Source organism: Dactylosporangium sp. NPDC000521 (assembly GCF_042898305.1).
GTDB lineage: Bacteria > Actinomycetota > Actinomycetes > Mycobacteriales > Micromonosporaceae > Dactylosporangium.
Genome location: NZ_JBIAYW010000010.1, coordinates 142,750 through 166,491 on the forward strand (window position 1 = coordinate 142,750; position 23,742 = coordinate 166,491).

24 protein-coding genes are annotated in these 23,742 nt (G+C 70.2%); 8 read left to right on the forward strand and 16 right to left on the reverse strand.

Annotation, left to right across the window (positions count from 1 at the left end; all coding sequences use genetic code 11):
* The first annotated feature begins 31 nt into the window (after nt 1–31).
* From ACFY3L_RS30855 to ACFY3L_RS30865, 3 genes are all read left to right on the forward strand, one after another.
* Complete coding sequence (locus ACFY3L_RS30855; protein WP_389331767.1) at nt 32–1,141, forward strand: MBL fold metallo-hydrolase; 1,110 nt, start codon at nt 32–34, stop codon at nt 1,139–1,141.
* 140 nt (nt 1,142–1,281) lie between these two features.
* Complete coding sequence (locus ACFY3L_RS30860) at nt 1,282–2,352, forward strand: LacI family DNA-binding transcriptional regulator (RefSeq protein WP_389331770.1); 1,071 nt, start codon at nt 1,282–1,284, stop codon at nt 2,350–2,352.
* Nucleotides 2,349–2,543, forward strand: coding sequence for a hypothetical protein (locus ACFY3L_RS30865; RefSeq protein ID WP_389331773.1), 195 nt, complete (start codon nt 2,349–2,351; stop codon nt 2,541–2,543). The genes ACFY3L_RS30860 and ACFY3L_RS30865 overlap by 4 nt, the downstream gene beginning before the upstream one ends.
* A gap of 99 nt (nt 2,544–2,642) precedes the next feature.
* On the opposite strand, the gene ACFY3L_RS30870 is transcribed toward ACFY3L_RS30865, so the two are convergent.
* The 8 genes from ACFY3L_RS30870 to ACFY3L_RS30905 all read right to left on the reverse strand — a co-directional run bounded on the left by ACFY3L_RS30870 (nt 2,643) and on the right by ACFY3L_RS30905 (nt 11,964).
* Nucleotides 2,643–4,082, reverse strand: coding sequence for an APC family permease (locus ACFY3L_RS30870; RefSeq protein ID WP_389331775.1), 1,440 nt, complete (start codon nt 4,080–4,082; stop codon nt 2,643–2,645).
* Nucleotides 4,083–4,191: 109 nt separating this feature from the next.
* Complete coding sequence (locus ACFY3L_RS30875) at nt 4,192–4,818, reverse strand: GPP34 family phosphoprotein (RefSeq protein WP_389331778.1); 627 nt, start codon at nt 4,816–4,818, stop codon at nt 4,192–4,194.
* Nucleotides 4,819–5,262: 444 nt separating this feature from the next.
* Nucleotides 5,263–5,817, reverse strand: coding sequence for a DsbA family protein (locus ACFY3L_RS30880; RefSeq protein WP_389331780.1), 555 nt, complete (start codon nt 5,815–5,817; stop codon nt 5,263–5,265).
* Nucleotides 5,814–6,311, reverse strand: coding sequence for a redoxin domain-containing protein (locus tag ACFY3L_RS30885; protein ID WP_389331782.1), 498 nt, complete (start codon nt 6,309–6,311; stop codon nt 5,814–5,816). Before ACFY3L_RS30885 ends, ACFY3L_RS30880 begins: the two co-directional genes overlap by 4 nt.
* Before the next feature lie 34 nt (nt 6,312–6,345).
* Nucleotides 6,346–6,804, reverse strand: coding sequence for a hypothetical protein (locus tag ACFY3L_RS30890; RefSeq protein WP_389331784.1), 459 nt, complete (start codon nt 6,802–6,804; stop codon nt 6,346–6,348).
* A gap of 62 nt (nt 6,805–6,866) precedes the next feature.
* Nucleotides 6,867–9,260 carry an immune inhibitor A domain-containing protein gene (locus ACFY3L_RS30895; protein WP_389331786.1) on the reverse strand — a complete coding sequence of 798 codons (2,394 nt, stop codon included), beginning with the start codon at nt 9,258–9,260 and terminating at the stop codon, nt 6,867–6,869.
* A 149-nt stretch (nt 9,261–9,409) separates the two neighbouring features.
* The gene (locus tag ACFY3L_RS30900; RefSeq protein WP_389331788.1) at nt 9,410–10,066 is read right to left on the reverse strand and encodes a Crp/Fnr family transcriptional regulator; all 657 of its coding nucleotides are present in this window, start codon (nt 10,064–10,066) and stop codon (nt 9,410–9,412) included.
* Nucleotides 10,063–11,964 (reverse strand): adenylate/guanylate cyclase domain-containing protein, encoded by a 1,902-nt coding sequence (locus tag ACFY3L_RS30905; protein WP_389331791.1) that lies wholly within the window; start codon nt 11,962–11,964, stop codon nt 10,063–10,065. The genes ACFY3L_RS30900 and ACFY3L_RS30905 overlap by 4 nt, the downstream gene beginning before the upstream one ends.
* A 144-nt stretch (nt 11,965–12,108) precedes the next feature.
* On the opposite strand from ACFY3L_RS30905, the gene ACFY3L_RS30910 reads away from it, so the two are divergent.
* From ACFY3L_RS30910 to ACFY3L_RS30920, 3 genes are read left to right on the forward strand one after another with little or no spacing between them, the layout of a single operon-like run.
* Nucleotides 12,109–12,819 (forward strand): hypothetical protein, encoded by a 711-nt coding sequence (locus tag ACFY3L_RS30910; protein ID WP_389331795.1) that lies wholly within the window; start codon nt 12,109–12,111, stop codon nt 12,817–12,819.
* A gap of 16 nt (nt 12,820–12,835) precedes the next feature.
* Nucleotides 12,836–13,414: a DUF6529 family protein gene (locus ACFY3L_RS30915; RefSeq protein ID WP_389331798.1), complete on the forward strand. Its 579-nt coding sequence runs from the start codon at nt 12,836–12,838 to the stop codon at nt 13,412–13,414.
* A 16-nt stretch (nt 13,415–13,430) separates the two neighbouring features.
* Complete coding sequence (locus ACFY3L_RS30920; protein ID WP_389331801.1) at nt 13,431–13,910, forward strand: Rieske (2Fe-2S) protein; 480 nt, start codon at nt 13,431–13,433, stop codon at nt 13,908–13,910.
* A gap of 69 nt (nt 13,911–13,979) precedes the next feature.
* Here ACFY3L_RS30920 and ACFY3L_RS30925 read toward each other — a convergent pair whose 3' ends face one another.
* Complete coding sequence (locus ACFY3L_RS30925; protein WP_389331804.1) at nt 13,980–14,456, reverse strand: alpha/beta fold hydrolase; 477 nt, start codon at nt 14,454–14,456, stop codon at nt 13,980–13,982.
* A gap of 174 nt (nt 14,457–14,630) precedes the next feature.
* On the opposite strand from ACFY3L_RS30925, the gene ACFY3L_RS30930 reads away from it, so the two are divergent.
* A complete protein-coding gene (locus ACFY3L_RS30930; protein WP_389331807.1) occupies nt 14,631–17,510 on the forward strand; it encodes a carbohydrate-binding protein in 2,880 nt (959 codons plus the stop codon).
* Here the strand turns inward: ACFY3L_RS30930 and ACFY3L_RS30935 are convergent.
* Genes ACFY3L_RS30935 through ACFY3L_RS30945 form a run of 3 tightly spaced genes read right to left on the reverse strand, consistent with a single transcriptional unit; the run spans nt 17,507 to nt 20,709 of the window.
* On the reverse strand, nt 17,507–18,985 hold the full coding sequence (locus ACFY3L_RS30935) for a sensor histidine kinase (protein ID WP_389331810.1): 1,479 nt from the start codon (nt 18,983–18,985) through the stop codon (nt 17,507–17,509). The genes ACFY3L_RS30930 and ACFY3L_RS30935 overlap by 4 nt on opposite strands.
* Complete coding sequence (locus ACFY3L_RS30940) at nt 18,982–19,677, reverse strand: response regulator transcription factor (protein ID WP_389331813.1); 696 nt, start codon at nt 19,675–19,677, stop codon at nt 18,982–18,984. The genes ACFY3L_RS30935 and ACFY3L_RS30940 overlap by 4 nt, the downstream gene beginning before the upstream one ends.
* Nucleotides 19,678–19,695: 18 nt before the next feature.
* Nucleotides 19,696–20,709, reverse strand: a complete 1,014-nt coding sequence (locus ACFY3L_RS30945; RefSeq protein WP_389331816.1) for a hypothetical protein — start codon at nt 20,707–20,709, stop codon at nt 19,696–19,698.
* 3 nt (nt 20,710–20,712) lie between these two features.
* Between ACFY3L_RS30945 and ACFY3L_RS30950 the strand changes: the two genes are divergently transcribed.
* Nucleotides 20,713–21,024: a hypothetical protein gene (locus ACFY3L_RS30950; RefSeq protein WP_389331819.1), complete on the forward strand. Its 312-nt coding sequence runs from the start codon at nt 20,713–20,715 to the stop codon at nt 21,022–21,024.
* A 16-nt stretch (nt 21,025–21,040) separates the two neighbouring features.
* On the opposite strand, the gene ACFY3L_RS30955 is transcribed toward ACFY3L_RS30950, so the two are convergent.
* The 4 genes from ACFY3L_RS30955 to ACFY3L_RS30970 form a co-directional block, all read right to left on the reverse strand.
* Nucleotides 21,041–21,184, reverse strand: coding sequence for a hypothetical protein (locus tag ACFY3L_RS30955; RefSeq protein WP_389331822.1), 144 nt, complete (start codon nt 21,182–21,184; stop codon nt 21,041–21,043).
* 42 nt (nt 21,185–21,226) lie between these two features.
* Nucleotides 21,227–21,511, reverse strand: coding sequence for a hypothetical protein (locus tag ACFY3L_RS30960; protein WP_389331825.1), 285 nt, complete (start codon nt 21,509–21,511; stop codon nt 21,227–21,229).
* A 12-nt stretch (nt 21,512–21,523) separates the two neighbouring features.
* The gene (locus tag ACFY3L_RS30965; RefSeq protein WP_389332530.1) at nt 21,524–23,158 is read right to left on the reverse strand and encodes a sodium:solute symporter family protein; all 1,635 of its coding nucleotides are present in this window, start codon (nt 23,156–23,158) and stop codon (nt 21,524–21,526) included.
* 106 nt (nt 23,159–23,264) lie between these two features.
* On the reverse strand, nt 23,265–23,639 hold the full coding sequence (locus ACFY3L_RS30970) for a response regulator (protein WP_389331828.1): 375 nt from the start codon (nt 23,637–23,639) through the stop codon (nt 23,265–23,267).
* Nucleotides 23,640–23,742: the final 103 nt, after the last annotated feature.

The following is a 23,742-nucleotide window of genomic DNA, read 5'->3' on the forward strand; positions in this document are numbered from 1 at the left end:
ACATGGCGGGTGAACTGGAGGTCGACGAAGCATGGGCAAGACGACACGGGTCCTGGCTCTGGCGGCGGTCGCGGCTGCGGCGGGTGGGGTGGCGTGGGCGCTGCGTGACCTTCCGGCGCAGCTCGGTGCGGTCGCGTCGGGGGCGAGGGCGGAGCGGATGCGGCGCTCCCCGCAGTACGGGGACGGCAAGTTCGTCAACCCGGTGCCGGCCGAGGCCCTGCCGGACGGCGCGATGGCCAACGCGTTCCGCCAGCTGATCTTCGGTCAGCAGCCGCGGCGGCCGAAGGGGGTGATCCCGGTGGTGAGGCCGGCGTTCCCCGCGAAGCAGGACGGCGACCTGCACGTCACGTGGCTGGGGCACTCGACGGCGCTGGCGGAGGTCGAGGGGGTGCGGGTGCTGTTCGACCCGGTGTGGAGCGAGCGGTGCTCCCCGACGTCGTTCGTAGGGCCGAAGCGGCTGCACCCGATGCCGCTGGGGCTGGAGGAGCTGCCGAGGATCGATGCGATCGTCATCTCGCACGACCACTACGACCACCTGGACCTGGCGTCGATCAAGGCTCTCGCGAGGACGCAGCAGGCGCCGTTCCTCGTGCCGCTGGGTGTCGGCGCGCACCTGCAGCGCTGGGGTGTGCCGCTGGACCGGATCATCGAGCTGGACTGGGACGAGTCGGTGGAGGTCCGGCACGTCCGGCTGACCGCCACGGCGGCGCGGCACTTCTCCGGCCGCCGGTTCACCCGCGACGGCACACTGTGGGCGTCGTGGGCGGTCAAGGGCGAGCGGCGCAGCGTGTTCTACACGGGAGACTCCGGCTACTGGGGCGGCTACAAGGAGATCGGCGAGCAGCACGGGCCGTTCGACGTGTCGCTGATCCAGGTCGGCGCGTACGGCGACGCGTGGCCGGACATCCACATGAAGCCCGAGGACGGGGCGAGCGCGCACCTCGACGTGCGGGCCGGGGTGCTGATCCCGCTGCACTGGTGCACGTTCAACCTGGCGGTGCACGCGTGGTCGGAGCCGGTCGAGCGGCTGCTCGACGAGGCCGCCGCGCGGGACATCACGCTCGCGATCCCGCGCCCAGGTGACCGGCTCAACATCGACGCGTTGCCGTCAGTTGAACCGTGGTGGCGCGCCATTGCGTAAGGATTAAACGAGCAGCTCAGGGCATGTGTCGGGGCACACATGCAAGGACCCGACAAAAGGCTGGCGGACGGGCTCCCTCCCGACGTACTGTATCGATACAGAAGAGACTGGATCGATGCAGAGAAGGGAGGAGCCCGACCATGAAGGCGACGTTGCAGACCATCGCCGACGAGCTCGGCGTGTCGCGCAGCACGGTGTCCAATGCCTACAGCCGGCCGGATCAGCTCTCCCCGGAGCTGCGCGCCAGGATCCTCTCCGCGGCACAGCGGCTCGGCTACTCGGGGCCCAACCCGACGGCGCGCTCGCTGCGCAGCGGCAAGGTCAACGCGATCGGTGTGCTGCTGACCGACAACCTGTCGATGGCGTTCACCGACCCCTATGCGGTGGCCTACCTGCGCGGGCTCGCGGAGGCGGCCTCGGCGCGGGAGACCTCGCTGCTGCTGCTCAACCTGCCCAAGGACGAGGCGGCCGGGCGGCGCGTCATCAGCAACGCGGCCGTCGACGCCTTCTGCCTCTACTGCGTGCCCGACTGGCACTCGGCGCTGGAGCTCGTGCGCTCCCGCGGCGTGCCGATCGTGATCGGTGAGGACCCGCGGGCGTTCGGGCCGGAGGCGAGCTACGTCGGCATCGACGAGCGCGCGGCGGCCCGCCGGCTGGGCGAGCACATCGTCAACCTCGGCCACCGCGACATCGCGGTGGTGGCGCACTGGATCGTCGACGACGGCGTCACCAGCCAGGTGCATGCCGACCCCGACGACCTGCGCTACTACGTGACCGGCGAGCGGGTCCGCGGCTTCCGCGACGCGTTCCTGGCCGCGGGCGTGCCGTGGGAGCGGGTCGTGCTGATCAACGCGGCCGCGAACCAGCGCGAGGAGGGCGCCGAGGCGGCGGCCTGCGCGCTCGATCGGCTCGACCGGGCGACCGCGATCCTGTGCACCTCCGACGTCCTGGCCCTCGGCGTGCTCGACGCGCTGCGGGTGCGGGGCCTGCAGGCCGGCCGGGACGCCTCGGTCACCGGCTTCGACGACATCCCGGAGGCGGGCGCCGCCGGGCTCACCACCATCCGCCAGCCCAGCGTCGAGCGCGGGCGGCTCGCGGGAGAGCTGCTGCTCGACCCGCCCGAAGACCCGGCGCTGCGTCGCCTGACGCTGCCCGTATCCCTGGTGGTCAGGTCGACCACCGGACCCAACACTGCCAAGGAGAAGTCATGACCCCGATCGCCCTGATCATGTCGCTCGAGGCCGTCCGCCTGGAGGCGCACTCGGCCATGCCCGACGCCCCCGTGATCGACGACCGTCGCCGCGAATCGGCCACCATGGGCAAGATGCGCAACTTCACCGCGCGTACGCTGCGCCGCGTGGCCGACCGAGTCGAGCCCACGCCGGCCCTCACCTACGGGTAACGCGGGCACGAAACCCACCGCGAAACACCGCGAAGCCGGTGAGGAACGCCTGAACGACAAAGGGCCCGGGGCAACCGCCCCGGGCCCTTTGTCCTGCGACTACAGGGCTGCGTAGTCCGGGGAGTCCGACCGGGCGGTGCTGGCGCGGGCGCCGAGGCCGATCGCGTCGTAGTCCTGCCGGCTGGTGGCCCGCAGGATCAGCGCCCAGACGATGCCGATGACGGCGACCGCGCCGTACGCCGCCGGGAACGCCCAGACGGCCGCGTTCTCGGTGCCGGGGGCGAAGCCGAGCAGGCCGCCGAAGTTGTCGACGACGAGCCAGATGATGTAGGCGAGCGCCACCGACGACAGGATCGGTGCGATCAGCCGGGACCAGGCGCCTTCGCCGCGGGCGTCCTTCACGAAGAACCCGATGACCGACAGCGAGGTCGCGAAGACCAGGAACAGCACGCCGACGCCGCCGGAGGTGCCCAGCCAGAAGAACAGGTTGAGCATCGGGTCCCAGCCCTGGACCGCGAAGAGCACGAGCACGACGAGCGCGATCACGGTCTGGAAGATCGAGCCGGACGCCGGTGCGCCGGAGCGGGCCCGGGTGCGGCCGAAGAACGCCGGGAGGACCCGCTCGCGGCCGAGCGCGAACGCGTAGCGCGCGGTCGTGTTGTGGTAGCTCAGGGCGGCGGCCGCGATGCTGGTGGTCAGCAGGATGAGGCCGAGGTCGGCGGCCCAGGCGCCGCCCTTCTCCGCGAGGGTCGGGAAGAACGGGCCGCCGGACTCGGCCATCTCCCGCGCCGCCGGCACGGTGGCGTCCACGCCGATGCTGACCGCGGCGGCCCAGCTGGTGATGGCGTACGAGACGACCATGACGGCCAGGCCGAGGAACGTCGCGACGGCGACGGTCCGGTTCTTGCCCTTGGCCTCCTCGGCGAAGACCGGCGCGGCCTCGAAGCCGACGAACGCGGTGACGCAGACCGCGAAGGCCGGGCCGGCCGCGTCCTTCAGCGAGCCCCAGCTCCACGGCTCGAAACTGATGCCACCCTCGGCCGGCTTGCTCAGGAAGATGAAGTCGAAGATCGTCACGGCGATCAGCTCGGCACCGAGCAGGACCATGAGGACCTTGCTGTTGACGTCGACCCGCAGCAGGCCGAGCACGGCGATGACCAGCCACAGCGCGAACGCCAGGATCCACCAGTCGACGTTCAGGTCGGCCTTTTCCGCCAGGATCAGCGAGGCGTAGAAGCCGAACGCGCCGTACAGGCCGATCTGCAGCAGGTTGTAGGCCAGCAGCGCGACCAGGGACCCGCCGACGCCGACCGGACGGCCGAGGCCCTGGGAGATGTAGCTGTAGAACGCGCCGGCGTTGGTGATGTGCCGGGACATGGCGACGTAGCCGAAGCTGAACAGGGCCAGCACCGCGGCGATGATGATGAACGCGAGCGGGAAGCCGGTCACGCCGACCCAGCCCCAGGCCGACGAGACCAGGGCGCCGACCACCATGAGGGGGGCGGCCGCCGTGAGGGCGAACATGATGACGGACGGCACGCCGAGACGGTCTCGGGCCAGTGCCTGGGATACCACGCTCGGTCGCGCAGGCGACGTTGCGGACATCGGTCCTCCAGGGATTCGAGGGGGAAGGGGAGAGGAAAGTCCGCTAGCCGCGCTGCGACAGCACCGAGTCGCCGATCGCCGCCTCGACCTGCAGGATCAGGTCGCGCAGCGGTGGCGGTAGTGCGCCGACCGCTTGTTGAAGTCTTCTGAGGCTGGCCTGGTCGGTGTCCCACAGGACGTGACCGGTGAGCCCGGTCGCGTCGGCCAGCCCGGCGAGGGTGGTGTCGGCGACCCGCATGGGCTCCTGCCCGGTGAGCAGGCGGCGCAGCCGCACCACCCGTCCGGCCGGCAGGTTGATGTCGCTGGCCACCCATCGGGTCGTGGTGCGCAGCAGCCGCCGCACCTGGGTCTGCTCGACCAGGCCGACGCGGGCGAGCCGCTGGCCGACCGCGTCGACCGCGGTCTGGCCGAGGAAGTGCAGCCAGGTGCGGATCTCGCGGTGCTGGGTCTCCGCGACCATGGTGGCGAGGTTGGTGTGGGCGAGCGGATCCGACGGGGGGTCCCGGTTGATCACGCGCAACCGGGCTCCCTCGCAGACGATCCGCTGCTCCAGGACGAGCTCGCCGAGCATCGCTCCCGCGAGGCCGAGTTCGACCGCCCGCTGCGACAGACGGGACCGGCCGTCCCTGTCGTCGTGCGCGATCAGGAAGAAGTCATCTGCAAGCAGCATCCGCCCGCACTCCTCGAAGAGGGCAGGGTGAAGCACGCCACGAACCCCAGCCTGGCGCGCACTGTCACCGCACATCCATCTTCAGCTCAGTTTGGATCCGAAAGATCGAACGGACCCAACGCGAAAGCATGCACTGCGGGCCAGTGCTACCGCAACTTACGTAATGAGGATTTGAATGATCGTCTTTCAGCATGTGACATTGACGCCGGGCACGACTGGTAAATACTACTGAGCGTAAGGCGTATTAATTCGGGGCCAAACGGCACCCATTCACACCCTGGGTAACATTCGGATCCGTACGTCCGAGGCATTGTTGAGCCCTATCCCCTGCTGATTGCGGTGCGGAAGTCAACGGTCGATATCGCACTGGGTAATCGTCGCGGGACATGCTGACGGCCGGCCCCCACACGGCGCGTAATGAGAGCCGGCCTCGCTTTACGAACGTCAGCCGGTCGCTTCGGCGGCCTCGTCGACCGCCTCGAGCAGCTCCTCCAGGGCGTACCCGCCGTCGTGGCGGATCCCGTTGATGAAGAACGTCGGCGTGCCGTTGACCCCGCTGCGGACCCCGCCGACGAAGTCGCGGCGGACCCGGTCGAGGTGGACGTGCGCGCCGACCTCGTCGGCGACCTCCTCCGACGGCAGCCCGAGCCGCTCGACGCCGACCATCAGCTGGCGCGGGTTGATGCTGCGCTGGTGCTCGAAGAGCCAGTCGTGCGCGGGCCAGAACCGCCCTCTGGCCGCGGCCGCCTCCGCCACCTCGGCGGCCAGCTCGGCGTAGGGGTGCACGTTGGTGAGGGGGAAGTGCCGGTACGTGTACCGGACCGTCTCGTGCCGCAGCCGCAGCAGGTCCCGCACGATCGCGTGCGCCATGCCGCAGTAGGGGCACTGGTAGTCGCCGTACTCGACCAGCGACACCGTGCCCTCGCCCTGCGCGTGCTCGTCGGGCCCGACCGGCACCACCAGCCGGGCCACCGTCACGTGGAACGGAGTCGTGGTCACAGCACCGGCCGCCGTCCGCTGTCGAGGCCTTCGAGCGCGTTCAGGATCCCGGCGGCGCCTGGGTTGATGCCGGCGGGCGTGACCTCGCTCCAGACCACCACGCCGTCGCCGTCGAGCACGAACAGGGCCCGCTCGCAGACCCCCGCGCGATCGTCGTAGACGCCGTACCGCCGGGCCACCTGCCCCTTGGGCTCGAAGTCGGCCAGCAGCGGAAAGGTGATCCCCCGGTCTTGCGCGAACGCCCGGTGCGACCAGACGTTGTCCACGGAGATGCCCAGCACGCCGGCGTTGTAGCGCTCGAACTCGGGCATGACCGCCTGGTACAGCGCCATCTGGTCGCCGCAGACGGGGCTCCAGTCGGCCGGGTAGAAGGCGAGCACCGCCGGGCGGCCACGGTACTGGGCCGTGCCGACCCGATGATCCGGTGCGACGGGCAACTCGAAGTCGGGTGCACGCTGTCCGGCGTGCAGCGCCGGGGATACAGAACCGCTCATACCTCAACGGTTCGCCGGGCCGCGACGGGGCGGGTCACTCCACAGGGGTGACCGTGGTGACCTTCAGCGGGCTACCGGTGCACCGCGACTCGAAGCCAGGATCGGGCAGGCCGGTGACCTTCACCCGCTGGCCGGCGCGCAGCCCGGCGGCGGGCGGGCCGATCAGGACCCACACCATCCTGTCCGTGACCAGCTCGACGCAGGCGCCGGTGACCCGGACCTGGCCGGTGGTGGTGAGGACGGCGAAGTCGTCGGTCGGCTCGTGCGGCGCGGTGGTCTTCGGCACCCCGGACGGCAGCGTGGTGAGCACCGAGCCGTCCGGACTGGGCGCGGCCTTCGAAGGAGAGGGCGCGGGCTCCGAGGGCCCCGAGGGCGCGGGCGAGACGGACGGCGCGGGCGCGGCGGCCTTGTCCGCGGACTTCGCGGCGCACCCGGTCAGTGCGGGCAAGGACAGCGCGGAAACGGCGAGGAGGAGGCCCAGTGCTCGGTTCATGGCACTTGGACCTCCTCCGGCCGTGCGCGGTTCCCCGCGCGGTGGAATCAGCGGCTAGTGGTTCAGCCGGTGACGCGGATCTTCATGCTGGTGCCGTTCGTCGAGAGCACCTTGATCTTCACACCGTTGTTGGGGACCTTGACACCGTAGTACGTGCTGGTGGCGGGGTCCTCACGGTAGTAGTTCTTGCTGTCGTCGAACTGGGCGACACCGTTCTGGCCGCGGATGTAGCTCGAGGTGCTGTTCGGGCCGTAGTGCAGCGAGAACGAGGTCGCCTTGGTCAGGCCGAACGTCGCGTCGTAGCCCTGGATGCGCGGACGCCACGGGGTGCCGTCCAGCTTGTAGACCAGGTCCGGGTGCGCGTCGATCGGCAGGATCAGGCCACCGCCGTGGTGCTGGCTGGTGTTGTTGTCCCCGAACGAGGTGTCCCAGTACGTGACCAGGAGACCCTCCTCGTACGGGAAGTGCTCGACGAGGTCGGGCTTGTCGGCGAAGCCGAAGTTGTACGGGCCCGTCTTCAGGTACTGGTCCCACGACGAGTACGTGCGGTTCGACGCGATGTAGAAGTTGTCGTAGGGGGTGGTCAGCGTGCTGCCCACGGCGGTGAACCCGACCGCGGTCCAGCCGTTGGCACCGGCCTCGGCACCGTCGGCGAAGACCGTGGTCGCGCCGTTGGTCACCTTGATGTCGTCGGCGAAGAAGCCCAGGCCACCGGCGGCACCGTCGGTGAAGTAGTGGAAGCGCAGGCCGACCGTCTTGCCCGCGTAGGCGGACAGGTCGAACGACGCCGGCACGAAGCCGTTGCTGGCACCGTCGATGCCGTTGCCCTCGGCCGCGGTGGTGATCGTGCCCGGGATCGACTTGAACCCGGTGCCGTCGTCCACCTCGACGTACGCGTAGTCGCACGCGTCGGGGCCGCAGTCCTCGATGTCCCACGCCGCCTTGAAGCTCAGCGTGGTGGTCCCGGCGGGGATCGCCACGCTGCGGGTCAGCGAGTTGTTGAGGTTGTTGCCGGAGCCGCTCCACCAGGACTTGGTGCCTTCCGGCGGGACGGGCAGCTGGGTGACGATCTGCTTCTTCGGCAGGACCACGACGACTGCCTGGGCCTTGTTGCTGTTGTACTCGTGGGGGCCGAGGTCGAGCGTCTTGTTCTGCCCTGCCACGACGATCTCGTAGTCGAGCCAGCCGAGCTGCAGCTTGTCCCAGGCGCCGAGGTCGGCGGCCCGGTCGCCGATGTTGTTGTCGCCCGGCTTGCTGACCCGGCTCTGCGCCATGATGGTCCACCAGTTGACCGGGTTCTCGGCGTTGCCGCCGGCGCCCGAGGTGTCGTAGTGGTCCGGCAGGCCGAGGTCGTGGCCGTACTCGTGCGCGAACACGCTCAGGCCGCCGTTCTCCGGCTGGATCGTGTAGTCGCGGACCCACAGACCGGTGTTGCCGATCTGCGTGCCACCCATCTGGTTGAACGTCGGGCCGCTGGTGAAGTTCTGGAACGCCGCCCAGCGGTGGCTCCAGATCGCGTCCTCGCCCTGGTACGGGTCGCCATCGGCCTGGTCGCCACCGGAGTGGACGATCTGGAAGTGGTCGATGTAGCCGTCGGGCTCGTTGAAGTCGCCGTCGCCGTCGTAGTCGAAGCGGTCCCACTGGTCGTAGGAGGCGAGCGTGGCGGCGATGTCGGCGTCGGTCTTGCCCTGCGCCTTCTGGCCCGCGACCCACGCGTCGACCGCGTCACGGATCAGGTTCCAGGTGTTGCTGCAGACGTTGCTGGCGCACGGGTAGCCGTTGCTGCGGCCGTACCTGGCCTCGTTGTACGGGACCTTGACCCAGTCGGTCACCAGACCGTCGACGCTGTAGCGGCCCGAGGACTGCTTCTCGTAGTACGTCTTCAGGGACTCCGCACCGCTGCCGGTGGCGAAGTACTTGTTGTAGAAGTACTGCTGGCTGAAGTCCTGCCGCCAGAGGGTCGAGTTGTCGACCGACCGGTCCGGCTGCGGGATGGCGTTGTGCAGCGGGCCTTCGAACGTCGTCGGGCCGGGCGTGGCGGCCGACGTGTCCTGGTCCGGGTAGCTCGGGTGCCGCTGGTTGCCGAACTCGGCGAGGACGACGAAGATCTTGTCGGTCTTCTCGCGGCTCAGCTCGACGTACTGGTCGACGCGGGCCTTCTTGGTCTTGGTGTCGCCACCCTTCCCGGCCTGGCCCTTCTTGCCGATCTTGACGACCGTGCTCGATCCACGCTTCTCCGGCGTCGCCTGGCCGCTCAGGATCTGCGAGATCGCGACCTCACGGGATTCGCGCCGCTTTTCCTCCAACGGGTTCGGCAACTCGTCGGAGGGTGACGCGGCGTCGGCTACGGACGGTTCCCCGGCTGCCGGCACCGCGTACGCGGCACCACCCCCGGCGAACACCCCCATACCCGACGCAAGCGTGAGACTCAGAAGTCCCACGGTCAACTTACGCACAGGTACCTCCCTGGTGGGGCTAAGCACCGAGGCATGATGTCGATGCCTCGATGCACCTGTCGCGAGAGACTAGGTGGTCCCTGCAGGGTGTAAAGATCAACATCGGGGTAAGGGTGGTGGTGCGAGGGTCAAGGCAAGGGTGAACCCGGCTATTGAGCGCGATCTCTCAATGCGGCGAGGTCCCGGACGATCACGTGCAGGCGGCCGGTCTGAATCCAGCCTTCCTCACGCAGCGTGCGCAGCGCCTTCGTGACCGCCTCACGCGACGACCCCGTCCAGCCGGCGAGCTCGTCCTGTGACAGCGGCAGGCTGATCCGCAGCCCCTCCTCCGTCTGCTCGCCGAAGCGCTCGGCGAGCTCGACGAGGCGGGCCGCGACCCGCCCGGTGGTGTCGTAGGCGCCGAACTCGATCCGCTTGCGGTCCGCGTCGCGGAGCCGGCCGATCAGCTCGCGCATGAGCAGCATCGAGACGCGCGCGTGGCCGAGCAGGTAGCGCTCGAACTCCGGCGACGGCACGGCGAGCGCGACGACCGGTTCGAGGGCGGTGACGGTCGCCGACATCGGGCCGCCGTCGACCGCGGACAGCTCACCGAGCAGCGCGCCGGGGCCGCGCACAGCGAGGACCACCTCGGTGCCGGAGGCGGTGTCGGAGGAGACCTTCACGCGGCCGGCCTCGAGCACGATCACCGACTCGGAGCGGCTCGCCTCGCGGTAGATGACCGCGCCACGCTTCCACTGCCGCCGGTGCCCGGCCGCCTCCAGCGCGGCCCGCTCGGCAGCGTTCAACAGGTCGAAGAACTCGCTCACAACCGCTCCACCACGTAGGCGCGGACCGTCTGCCGGCGGCCCTTCACCTCCAGCTCGCCGAGGGGGGTGGCGACCACGCCGCGCAGCGCGTCGTGGGTGACGCCGCCGATGACGACCTGGCCGGGCTCGGCGATCGTCTGCAGGCGCGCCGCGACGTTGACGGCGTCGCCCATCGCGTTGAAGCCGCGCAGCAGCTCGCTGCCGATGTTGCCGACGAGCGCCGGGCCGGTGTTGGCGCCGACCCGGAAGCGCGGCCAGTCGGGGTGCCCGGCGGCGATCACCCGGACCGCCTCCTGCATCTGCAGGGCCGCGCGGACCGCCCGCGTCTCGTGGTCGTCCTGCCGGGCGGGCGCGTTGAACAGCGCCAGCAGCGCGTCGCCGACGAACTGCACGATCGTGCCGCCGTTGTCGAGGATGCAGGGGACGGCGACCCCGTGGTACCGGTTGAGCATCTCGACGATCTCGCCCGGCTCGACCGCCTCGGAGAAGGTCGTGAAGCCGCGCAGGTCGGCGAAGAGCGCCGTCACGTCGACCAGCCGGCCGCCGAGCGCGGCCTGGTCGGGGTCGGCGAGCAGCGCGGCCGCGACGTCCGGCGACATGTACTGCCGGAAGAGCGTCGACAGCTCCCCGTACAGTCGCGCGTTCTCCAGCCCGATGGACAGCTGGTTGGCGAGGGTGGCGCGCAGCTCCGGGCGCCCGGTGGCGGGGATCCGCACCCCGCCGGCGACCTTGCCCTTGACCGTCAGCGGCAGCACGTCGGCGCCGGTCACGGAGGCGGCACCGCCGGAGACGAGACCGACCTCGACGTCGCCGAAGGACGGGCGGACCGCATCGACCGCCGAGCGCAGGAACTCGTCCTCGCCGGCGCCGACCCGGGCCTGCTCGCCGACGGTGACGAGGGCGCCGAGCCGGCCCGACAGGTCGCGCTCGGCGAGCAGCGCGGCGGCGGCCCGGTCGAGCACCTCGGCCTGCTTCTCGGTGAGGCCGAAGCGCTCCGCCATCCGCGCCGCGAGCCGCTCCGGCCGGCCGCCCGCCTCGGACTCCTGCAGGGCGGTGACGAGCTCCTCGAGCGCCTCGGCGTACTGCGCCCGGATCCGGCGGGTGGTCTCGGCCGCCGCGATCCCGTCGAAGAGCCCCGCGGCGCTGCCTTCGCGCCGGTACTGCACGTAGGCGGAGTAGCCGACGAACAGGAACGCCGCGGTGAGGATGAGGTGCCACTCCCACCACGACAGCCGCCACTTGTCGGCGAGCGTGACGGCCAGCATCGCCTCGGCCAGCAGCACGAACGCGGTCACCACCGACATCAGCACCACGCCGGGCGCGCGCCGGTACCGCACATAGAAGCGGACCGCGGCGACCAGGTACAGCGCGACCGCGGCGTACGAGGCGACGACCATCGGCCCTTCGACGTCGCGCACCTGGGTCTGCCGGTTCAGCGGCGGCAGGTCCAGCACCGACACGACGATCCAGGCGAACAGGACGACCGCCAGGAGCGGGCGCAGGGCCAGCTGCCACCGGGTGATGCCGGGCGGGAGTCGCACCGACGACACCACCGCCAGCAGGGAGCCGATGATCAGGCCGACCGCCATCGCCATGTCGAAGCCGGCGTTGGGGTGCGCGATGAGGACCTTCGGGGTGGCGAGCGCGTGCGCGAACAGGAAGCCGGCGCCGGCCAGGAACACCAGCGAGACGAGGAACAGCCGCCCGTCCTGCCGGCGGTGCGCGGCGACGCTCATCGCGGCGCCGACCGCGACATTGACCGCGGCGACCGTCAGGACCAGCCAGAAATGCGTGTCGTGATGCTGCCAGATCAGGTCCGCTCCCGGACGGGTCAGCAGCAGCCACAGGCCGGCGAGAGGCAATGCCAGGTGGCTCGCCCAGACCACGACACGAGGCATCGAACGCACCCATTCTCTAGCTGGTCACTTTGGCGACATTGCAGCAGTTGCGTTGTGCGTCTTTGGACGCAGACACCGTACGCCAACCTCGGTCTCATGTTCACCGAAGCACCTGTCGGGTGCGATCGACTGTGGGAGTCACCGATGAAGTTCAAGGCACCGCTCGTCACGCTCGGCGCCGGTCTCGTTGTCGCCGGCGTCCTGTACACGCTCAACGTCGACCTCAGCAACGATGTCGCGAAGAACCAGGCCGCATCAGCGCAATCGGCTGGCGCCGGGCCAACGACGGCGGCCGTCACGCAACCGGCGGCCGACCCGCCGTCCAGCGCCGCCCCCGCGTCCGGCGCGCCGGCCGGCGACGGCAGCGGCAACGCCGGCCAGCAGGGCACGGTCACGTACGCCGGCTCGGTCGACGGCGGGGCCGCCTCGCTCGCGATCGTCGTCAACAACGGCAAGGCGATCGCCTACGTCTGCGACGGCAAGAAGGTCGAGGCGTGGCTCAACGGCACCATGGCCAACGGTCAGGTCGAGCTCACCGGCGCCAAGGGCAGCCTGAAGGGCACCTACGGCGGCGGCCAGGTCAAGGGCAGCGTCACCGCCGGCGCGAAGTCGTGGGGCTTCACGGTCAAGGTGGCCGCGCCGCCCTCGGGCCTGTACCGCTCGGCCGCGTCACTGCGCGACAAGCTCGACGCCAGCTGGGTCGTGCTGCCGGACGGCAGGCAGGTCGGCGTCCAGACCCGCAACGGTGAGACCAGCGAGGCGCCGCCGTTCGACGTGAACAGCAAGACCGCCACGGTCGGCGGGACCAAGGTCCCGATCGAGCCGGGCGACCCCAACGCCGGCTCCGGTTACTGAGAGGAGAGCCGTCACCATGTCCCCGGATGAGACCCAGACCGCTCCGGTCATCCAGCCCACCAGCCCCAAGACGGCCGCGACCCTGATCGTGCCGGTGCTCGTCGCCTGTCTCGTCGCCGGCGCCCTCGGCGTCTACGGCAAGGTGCACGAGCCGACCAACCTGGCGGTGAACATCGCGGGCTTCTCCAGCCCGCAGACGGTCAAGGTGTGGCTCGCGACGCTCGCCTTCGCGCTCGCGGTCGTGCAGCTCTTCACCGCGCTCGTCATGTACGGCAAGATCCCGCTGCCGAACGCGAACTGGCTCGGCGGGCTGCACCGCTGGTCCGGCCGCCTGGCGTTCATCGCGTCGATCCCGGTCGCCCTGCACTGCCTGTACGCGCTGGGCTTCGCCGACTTCGACACCCGCACGCTCATGCACTCGCTGTTCGGCTGCTTCTTCTACGGCGTCTTCGCCGCGAAGATGCTGATCCTCGCCAAGAAGGGCGTGCCGAACTGGGCACTGCCGCTCTTCGGGGGCCTGGTCTTCACCGCGCTCTCCGGCCTGTTCGTCACCTCCGCGCTGTGGTTCTTCACCACATTCGGCGTCAAGATCTGAAGGGAATCGAAGCACCATGAGCAACACGACTCGACGGACCCTGATCACCAGCGCCGGTGCGGTGGGCCTCACCGCGGCCCTCGCGGGCTGCGCGGCCTACGGCGACACGGGCACCTCCTCGGACGGGGCGGCGCCCGCCGCGACCGGCGGCGGGGACACCGCGGCGGCCACCGGCAGCGGTGCCCCGGCCGGTGGCGATGGTGGCGGCGGTGGCGGCTTCGCGAAGACCTCCGACATCCCCGTCGGCGGCGGCAAGATCTTCGAGGACCAGAAGATCGTGGTGACCCAGCCGACCGCCGGCCAGTTCAAGTGCTTCACCGCGGTGTGCACGCACGCCGGTTGCGTGGTGGGAGACGTGTCCGGCGGCACCATCAACTGCCCGTGCCACGGCAGCAAGTTCAAGGTCGCCGACGGTTCGGTCGCCAACGGGCCGGCCAGCAAGCCGCTCAAGGCCGTCGCCATCAAGGTCGCCGGCGACTCCATCTCCAAGGCATAGCTCCCACAGGGTCGGGCGCCCGGCAGGTCACGCACACCTGTCCGCTGCCGGCGCACGACCCGGAGGTGGTCATGTTCTACCGGGCCTGAGGAAGCCGAGCAGCGACTCGGTGAAGGGCGGGCCGCCGGACCACAGGACGAGGGTGGGGCAGGCCGGCGGGGGCAGCGGGACGGCGTCGATGACGACCAGGCGGTCGATCTTCGTCGGGTGCTCCGCCGCCAGCGCCGCCGCGACGTGGCCGCCGAGGTCCTTGCCGACGGCGGCGAAGCTGTCGTGGCCCAGGGCGTGCATCAGCGCCAGGCTGTCCAGGACCATCTCGTGGACGAGCGCCGGCCAGTCCTCGCCGGTCGCACGGGTCGACTCGCCGTGGCCGCGCAGGTCCGGCCGGACCACGGTGTGGTGCGTGGCGAGGAGCGGGGCGAGCTCGTCCCAGACCTCCAGGGTGCCCGCGTGCCCGTGCAGGAGCAGCACCGGCGGCCCGGCGCCTTCGCGGCGGACTCGGAGGGTCACGTCCCAGAGGTCGACCCGCTCATCGAACACCCTCATTTCATACCCAACCACTCCGGGCCTCCGACAGGCCCGTCCACGCAAGAGGGAATGAGCTTTTGTAAATATAGAAGAAAGTCTGTTGCTTCCTGACGAAAGACGTTACTGTCTGGCGCACATCGATGTCCTCCAGTCGGCGGGAGGCCATCGGGCAGTCCGTTCTCAGGAGGTCCGGTGAAACACCCCCACCGCCGACGATGGTCCGTCGGCACGTCAGCCCTGGCCCTGATCGCGTCGAGTCTCGTGAGTCTCGCGACGTTCGCGACCGTCGAGGCCGCCGCCCCCGCACCCGCCGCCGCGGCACCCCCGCCCGCCAGCGACTTCGAGAAGGTCAAGCTCGACGGCGGGCTGACCATGGGCGAGCCCATCGAGCTGGCCGTCCTGCCCGACGGCAAGGTCATGTACATCAACCGGGGCACCACCGCCGGCGGCGGCCAGGTCCGGCTCTACAACCCCGCCACCCAGTCCACGACCGTGGCGCTGACGCTCCAGCTGGACGCGCGCTTCGAGGACGGGCTGATCGGCATCACGCTGCACCCGCAGTTCGCCACCAACCGCTGGGTCTTCATCTTCTACTCGCCGAAGGTGACGCCGCTGGTCAACCGGATCTCGCGCTTCACCTTCAACCCGTCGACCAACGTCCTCGACCCCGCCAGCGAGGACATGATCATCGAGTGGCCGACCGAACGGAACCTGTGCTGCCACTCGGCCGGGTCGATGACCTGGGACAGCAGCAACAACCTGTACTTCGCGGTCGGCGACAACACCAACTCCGGCGGCGACTCGGCCGGCATGGCGCCGATCGACGAGCGGACCAGCCGCGACCCGCAGTACGACGCCCAGCGCACCTCGGGCAACACCAACGACCTGCGCGGGAAGATCAACCGGATCCACCCGGAGAGCAACGGCACCTACACGATCCCGGCCGGGAACCTCTTCGCGCAGACCGCGCAGACCCGGGGCGAGATCTACATCATGGGCACGCGCAACCCGTACCGGATCTGGGTCGACACCAAGGCCAACAACACCCTCTACTGGGGTGAGGTCGGCCCCGACGCCGGCGCGACGGTCGCCAACCGCGGGCCGGCGGCGTTCGACGAGTTCAACCGGGCGACCGGGCCCGGCAACTACGGCTGGCCCTACTGCGGCGGCCCGAACGTCGCCTACAACGACTGGGACTTCGCGGCCAACGCGCCGCGCGGCTGGTTCCCGTGCGGCGGCAGCACCGGACCGGTCAACAACTCGCCCCGCAACACGGGCCTGCAGCAGCTGCCGGCGACCAAGCCCGCGCTGGTCTGGGAGCAGCACGGCGGCAGCGTGCAGTGGCCGCAGCTGGACAGCCCCGGCGGGTGCGGCTCACCGAACCACACCGAGGTGTACCACTACGACCCCAACCTCAACTCGTCGGTGAAGTGGCCGCAGTACTACGACAACAAGTGGATCATCTCCGAGTACTGCCGCAACTGGGTGAAGATGGTCAACTTCGACAACGGCAACCCGGCCACCGGCAACCCGGTCTCCGGCGGGATCGAGCCGGTCAACGCGGGCATGCCCTTCGTGCACCCGATCGACTGGCAGTTCGGCCCCGACGGTTCGATGTACATGCTGGAGTACGGCAGCGGCTACTTCTCCGGCGCCGCCGACGCCGGCCTGTACAAAATCAACTACGTCCAGGGCGGGCGGTCGCCGGTCGCCAAGGCCACCGTCAACAAGGACAACGGGCTCGCGCCGCTGGCGGTGACCTTCTCCAGCGCCGGCTCCAGCGACCCTGACGGCGACGCCATCACGTACGCCTGGGACTTCGACAACAACGGCACGACGGACTCCACCGCGGCGAACCCGTCGTACACGTACACCACGAACGGCGCGAAGCAGGCGCGCCTGACGGTGCGCGACCCGGCCGGCCACACCGGCACGACGCTCGTGCCGATCACCGTCGGCAACAACCGGCCGACCGTCACGATCTCCGGTGTACCGGCCGGCGGCATGTTCGACTGGAACGACAACTTCACCGTCACGGCCTCGGCCACCGACCCGCAGGACGGCCCGATCGACTGCTCCAAGATCGTGATCGCGGTCGCGCTCGGCCACCAGGAGCACGCCCACGACGAGGGCTCCGGCACCGGCTGCTCCGCCACCTTCAACACCGGGCCGGCGCACGCCGGGCCCGACTCGGTGCTGTTCTTCGTCGTGCGCGCCACCTACACCGACAACGGCGCGGCCGGCTCGGTGCCGCTGACCGGCTCCTCGGAGTTCACGCTGTGGCCCAAGTACTGGCAGGCCGAGCACTACGTGTCGCTGTCCGGCCCGCAGGTCATCACGGCGGCCGCGGCCGACGGCGGCAAGCGGCTCGGCGACATCCAGTCCGGGGAGAGCGTCCGGCACCACGCCGTGTCGCTGAAGAACATCACGGGCGTCAAGGCGCGCGTCTCCTCCGGCGGTGGCGGCGGCACGGTCTCCTTCCGCTACGACTCCCCCACCGGCACCGAGGTCGCCCGCCTCACCGTGCCCAACACGGGCGGCTGGGAGACCTACGCCGAGGTCAGCGGCCCGGTGACGAAGCCCGACGACGGGACGCACGACCTGTACATCGTGTTCACCGGCGGCTCGGGGGCGATCCTCGACCTGGACAGCTACACCTTCACCGGCCCGGGCATCGGCACCCCGGGCGCGCGGACCGGCACGCTGACGGCGCTGGGCAAGTGCGCCGACATCAACGCGAGCCAGACCGCCGACGGGACCAAGGTCCAGATCTACGACTGCAACGGCACCGGCGCGCAGCAGTGGACCGTCAACGCCAACGGCACCATCACCGGCCTGGCCGGCAAGTGCCTCGACGTGAAGGCCAGCGGCACCACGAACGGCACGCTGGTGCAGCTCTACACGTGCAACGGCACCGCGGCCCAGCAGTGGGTGATCGGCGCGAACAACTCGATCCGCAACCCCCAGGCGAACAAGTGCCTGGACATCCCCGGCTCGACCACCACCAACGGCACCCAGCTGCAGATCTACGACTGCAACGGCACGGGTGCCCAGACCTGGACCCACCCCTAGGAAGTGCTGAGCGGGAGGGTGACGCGGAAGGCGGCACCCTCCCCGGGCGCGGTGCGCAGGGTGACCTTGCCGCCGTGCGCCGTCACCAGGGCACTGACGATCGACAGGCCCAGGCCGGATCCGCCGAGCGCGCGGGTCCGGCTCGGGTCGGTGCGGTAGAAGCGCTCGAAGACCTTGTCCGCCTCCTCGGCGGTCATGCCTGGGCCGTTGTCGGCGACCTCCAGGACCGCGTCGCGGCCCTCGGTGCCGACGTAGACCGTGACCTCGGTGCCCGCGGGGGTGTGGGTCAGAGCGTTGGCGATCAGGTTCTGCAGCACCTGGCGCAGCCGGGCCTCGTCGCCGAGGACGATCGCCGGCTCGACGTCGTCATCGTCGTCGGCGCCCTGAGTGCGCAGGCGCAGCTTGTGCTCCTGGGCGGTGACCCGGGCGTCGATGAGCGCGTCGGTGGCCAGCGCCAGCAGGTCGACCGGCTTCTTCTCCAGCGGGCGCTGCTGGTCCATCCGGGCGAGCAGCAGCAGGTCGTCGACGAGCAGGCCCATGCGGGTGGCGTGGTGCTCGATCCTTCCGACGTTGTCGTCGGCGCGGCCGGACTGGCGGTGCAGCTCGGCGAAGCCGCGGATCGACGTCAGCGGGGTGCGCAGCTCGTGGCTGGCGTCGGCGACGAAGCGGCGCATGCGCTCCTCCGACGCGAGGGCCGCCTCCTCGCTGGCCCGCCGCTCCTCGAACGCGGTCTCGATCTGCCCGAGCATCGTGTTCAACGCCGTCGACAGCCCGCCGACCTCCGTCCGCGGATGCGCCTCTGGTACGCGCCGCGTCAGGTCACCCGCCGCGATCGCCTCCGCGGTCTGCTCGACCTCGACCAGAGGCCGCAGGCTGGACCGCACGAGCAGGTACGCGACCACCGCGAGCACCACCAGCACCCCGCCGCCGACTCCGACGGTGACCCAGAGCTGCCGGTTGACCGTCTCGTCGACTTCGTCCAAGCTGAGGCCGACCACCACCGGGCCGGTAACGGGGCCGGTGGTCTGGTACTTGACGAGGACCCGCCAGTCGTGGCCCTCCCCGCCGGCCGGGGGGACGGTCAGCAGCACGTCGTTCGCCGAAGTGACATCGCCCTCGGCGACGAGGCCGGCGAACGTGGTGGCGGGCAGCTTCGGTGCGCCCTGCGCGGCGTTGCTGGGCGCCTGGTTGAACACTTTTTGCTCGACTGTGCCGCCGCGGGTCACGCAGCCGACCCAGTAGGCGCTGGGCGGCGCCGGCACGCCCTTCGGATGCTTGCCGTCATCGTTGTCGGTGCCGAAGTTGGCGCAGTCACCGATCGCCCGGCCGGCGCTGTTGCGGAGCTGCTCGTCGACGCGCTGGTAGGCGAAGGAGCTGGTGCTGTAGAGACCGACGCCACCGGTGACGACCAAGGCCGCCGTGAGGAGCGACAGCATCAGGGCGACGAGCTTGACGCGGAGCGGCCAGGCGTTCATGTCCGGGGCAGACGGAGGGAGTAGCCGACGCCGCGCAGGGTCTGGAGCAGGCGGGGCTCGGAGGTGTCGATCTTCTTGCGCAGGTACGACACGTAGGACTCGACGACGCCGGCGTCGCCGCCGAAGTCGTACTGCCACACGTGGTCGAGGATCTGGGCCTTGGACAGGACGCGGCCGGGGTTGGTCATGAAGTAGCGCAGCAGCTTGAACTCGGTCGGCGACAGCTGGACCTCCTGGCCCGCCTTGAACACCTCGTGGGTGTCCTCGTCGAGCTCGATGTCGGCGAAGGTCAGCCGGGACGACGCGGCCGCGGCGCCGCCGGCCGGGTCGGCGACGCGGCGCAGGACGGCCTGGATGCGGGCGAGGATCTCCGACAGGCTGAAGGGCTTGGTGACGTAGTCGTCGCCGCCGAGGGTCAGACCCTTGATCTTGTCCTCGGTGGCATCGCGGGCGGTGAGGAAGAGGACCGGCACGCGGGTGCCCTCGCCGCGCAGCTTGCGCAGCACCTCGAAGCCGTCGAGCTCCGGCATCATGACGTCGAGCAGGATCATGTCCGGGCGGAAGCGGCGGGCCTCCTCCATCGCCTGCCGGCCGCTGGTGGCGCTGGACACGTCGTAGCCGTGGTACTTCAGGCTCGCGGACAGCAGCTCGACGATGTCCGGCTCGTCGTCGACCACAAGCAGCCGCGTCATGATTCGCTCCCAGGTGCGTCAGAGATCCCTTGTCACCGTCGAGATTGCCGCCGCTTCCTGGCTGCCGGGTCCGGTTTCCCTGAAAACCAGCTGTGAACGGGCTGCGTCGGCACCGAGCAGCAACGCCAGCAACACCGGGAACTCCAGGTACGCGTGGTATGAGGCGAATGCCGCGTACATCGCCCGGCCCGAGGCGTAGTCGACGGCGAAGAGCATGGCGAGGACGCCGCCGAGGCCGGCGCCGAGGGCCCAGGCGCGCGGGCCGCGCAGCCACGGCACCCGGCGCTCGAAGGCCCTGGCCGCGTCGGGGGCGTGCCGCGGCAGGAACCAGACCCAGACGAAGTAGTGCATGGTCTGCAGGAACGCGAACACGACCAGGAACCGCGCGCCGATGATCGTGTCGGCGCCGGGTGGGGCGCTGAGCGCGACGATCTTCGCGGGGTCGCCGGCGAACGAGGCCACCGCCGAGGCGGAGACGTCGCTCAGTGCGGCGTCGGCCACGCCGTACAGCAGCAGCGACGGCAGCACGAGCACCCAGCCCACCTGGATGCCCCGGAACCAGCGGCGGGTCGTGGGTGGCAGGGCCGCGGCCCACTCCCACAGGAAGAACAGCGGCACGACGTTGTGCAGGTGCGCGAGGACCACGAAGTGGTAGGCCGGCCAGGTCAGCGACACCGCGCCGGCGACCGCGAGGACCGCGCCGGACAGGCCGAGGAGCCAGCCGCGCAGCGCGTGCGCGCACCCGGCGGCGAGGACCGCGTAGCCGACGAGGATCTCCGCGGTGCGGGCCGGCTGGCCGACGACGATCGCGGCGAGCCGGCAGAGCACGATCGCGGTGATGAGCCCGAGCAGGATCGCCAGGAACCTGCCGTTGAGCACCGGCGCGAACCGCCCGGTGACGTAGCGCAGCTCCAGGACGTTGTGCAGCACCCCGAACGCGATCAGGCCGAGCACGGTCGTGGCGAGCGGTGCGCCGAGGGCCACGGTGAGCGCGGCACCGGCGGCGAACAGGAACTGCAGCGTTACCTTCATGGGGTGATCCCGGCGCTGCTGCTGACCCTCGCCGTGGAGGTTCCGCTGTACGTGCTGGCGCTGATGGCCCTCCGCCTGGCGTCGTGGCGGAAGGCGGCGCTGCTCGGGGTCGCGGTGAACCTGCTGACGCACCCGGTGCTGTGGTGGTCGCTGGCGCCGCGCCCGTCCGCCGGCGCGCTGTGGGGCGCGGAGGCGGCGGTCGTGGCGGTCGAGGCGGCGGTGCTGTGGCTGGCGTGCCGCCGCGACCCGGCACTGCTGCTGGTGGCGAGTCTCGGGGCGAACGCCGCGTCGGTGCTCATCGGGCTGGTGTTCTGACGCTCTAGGTCTGGCTCTAGGACCGCGACCGGCGCAGGAGCCAGACGACGAGCAGGATGACGGCGGTCACCACGACGACGCCGCCGATCACGGCGACGACGGCCACTCCGGTGGTGGACGGGTCCGGGTCCGGCGCCAGGTCGGCGAGCACGATCTCCATGCTGCGCAGTCTGCCTCATGCCGTCGAGCCCGGAACCAGCCGTTACTCCCGAATCTGGTCCGCCGGTGGGATGTCGCTCTCCGGCAGCGGCTCGGCGGGCCGCCACCACTGCCACAGCAGGAACAGCCCGCCGAGCGCGAGCATGCCGAGCCCGATCCACAGGTTGATCCGCACGCCGGCGGCCTTGTCGATCTCGGCCTGCGAGTCGAACAGGCCGACGATGGTGACGATCACGCCGTACACGGTGAACAGGCCGCCGATGACGCGGCGGACGTCGAACAACCGGGCCGCCCTGGCGGTCTCCGCTTTCGTCGGCTGGTCGGACATGTGCAGCACCCCCTACAGGAACGGCAGGTAGAACGCGAAGGCCAGGATCAGCGCGCCGGCGCCGAGCAGGACCGGGGACCGGTACCAGGCCCGGTCACCGGCGAGCGCGCCGGCGGTCAGGTCGTGGTCGCCGACGCCGTACACGAGGCCGCTGAGCTCCTCGTCGGTCTTCCGGGTGGTGAAGAGGGTGACGACGACGGAGACGACCGCGACGGTCACGAACGCGATGCCGGCGCCCCAGAACGACTCGTCGAGGTCGGAGCCGAACGTGAACCAGCCCCACCACTTGTAGCCCGCGTAGACGATGAACGCCGCGATCGTGCCGGTGAGCAGCCCCCAGAAGCCCGCCCACGCGGTCATCCGCTTCCAGAACATGCCGATGATGAACGCCCCGAACAGCGGGGCGTTGAACAGCGAGAACAGGGCCTGGATGTAGTCCATGATGTTGCTGTAACCGGAGGCGATGAACGCGGTGCCGATGCCGATGATGACGCCGACGACCGTGATCCAGCGGCCGATGCTCAGGTAGTAGCCGTCGGGCTTGTCCCGCTTCACGTACTCCTGCCAGATGTCGTACGTGAAGACGGTGTTGAAGCCGGAGACGTTGGCCGCCATGCCCGCCATGAAGGACGCAAGCAGACCGGTCACCGCGATGCCGAGCACGCCGTTGGGCAGGAAGTCGCGCATCAGCAGGGGGATGGCGTTGTTGTACTGCAGGTCGCCCTTGTCGGCGCCGAGGCCCTTGACGGTGACGAGCGCGACCAGGCCGGGGATGACGGTGACGAACGGGATGAGGACCTTCGGATAGGCCGCGATGATCGGCGTGCGGCGGGCGGCGCTCATGTTGCGGGCCGACAGGCCGCGCTGGACCTCGGCGAAGTTCGTCGTCCAGTAGCCGAACGACAGCACGAACCCGAGGCCGAAGACGATGCCCCACCAGGGCGCGCCGAGCGGGTTGTCGCTGCCGCCGGTGTTGGCCCAGGTGTGCAGGCCGGCCTCGCCGAGCTTCGTGTCGCGGACCGCGTCGAACAGCCCGCCGATCCCGCCGACCTTCACCAGGCCGATGATCGCGATCGGCAGCAGCCCGGCGATGATCACGAAGAACTGCAGGACCTCGTTGTAGATCGCGCTGGAGAGACCGCCGAGCGTGATGTACGCCAGGACGATCGCGGCGCCGACGACGATCGCGGTCCACAGCGGCCAGCCGAGCAGCGCCTGCATGATCAGCGCGAGCGCGTACAGATTGACGCCGGCGATGAGGACCTGGGCGAGCGCGAACGACAGCGCGTTGAGCAGGTGGGCGGGGCGGTTGAAGCGGCGCCGCATGTACTCGGGGACGCTGCGCACCTTGGAGCCGTAGTAGAAGGGCATCATGACGATGCCGAGGAACACCATCGCCGGCACGGCGCCGACCCAGTAGTAGTGGACGGTCATGATGCCGTACTTGGCGCCGTTGGCCGCCATGCCCAGGATCTCCAGGGCGCCCAGGTTGGCGGAGACGAACGCGAGGCCGGTCACCCAGGCGGGCAGCGAGCGCCCGGAGAGGAAGAAGTCGGCGCTGTTCTTGATGGAGCGGCGCGCGGCGAGGCCCACGCCCAGGACGGTGATGAAGTAGAGCGACAGGAGGACGTAGTCCAACGCGTCCATCTGCAGGCGGAGACCATCGGCGAGCGTTCGCACCCGTTCCTCCCCAATGACGACGAGTGAGCGTCAACCCACCTACCCACGAGTAGGCGATGCTCAAACTCGGCCGTCAGGGCAGATGCTCACCGAGGATCTTCAATAGGTCCTGCGCGCCGTAGGGCTTGTCGAGGAAGGCGTCGCAGCCGGCGCTCATCGCGGCGGCCCGCTCGTGCGGCAGCACGCTCGCGGTCAGCGCGATCACCTGCGGGCGGCCCGGCTGGTCGCTGAGCTCGGCGGCGAGGCTGAGCCCGTTGCCGTCGGGCAGGTTGACGTCCAGGAGGATCAGGTCGACGGCGTGCTCCGTGAGCGCGTCGCGGGCCACCTGCAGGCTGCCCGCCTCCACCAGCTCGACCCGGCGGATCGTGTCGTCGGTGGCACGGGCGAGGATCGCCCTGACCAGGACCCGGTTCAGCTCCTCGTCCTCGACCAGCAAGACCTTGCTCATGCCGTCACCTCCGCTGCGCTCCGGCGCCGGCCTGAGCCGAAACTGTGCCCATGGTTCGCGGCTCCTCCGCTACGCTCCGGCCCGCTCATGCCGCCACCTCCGC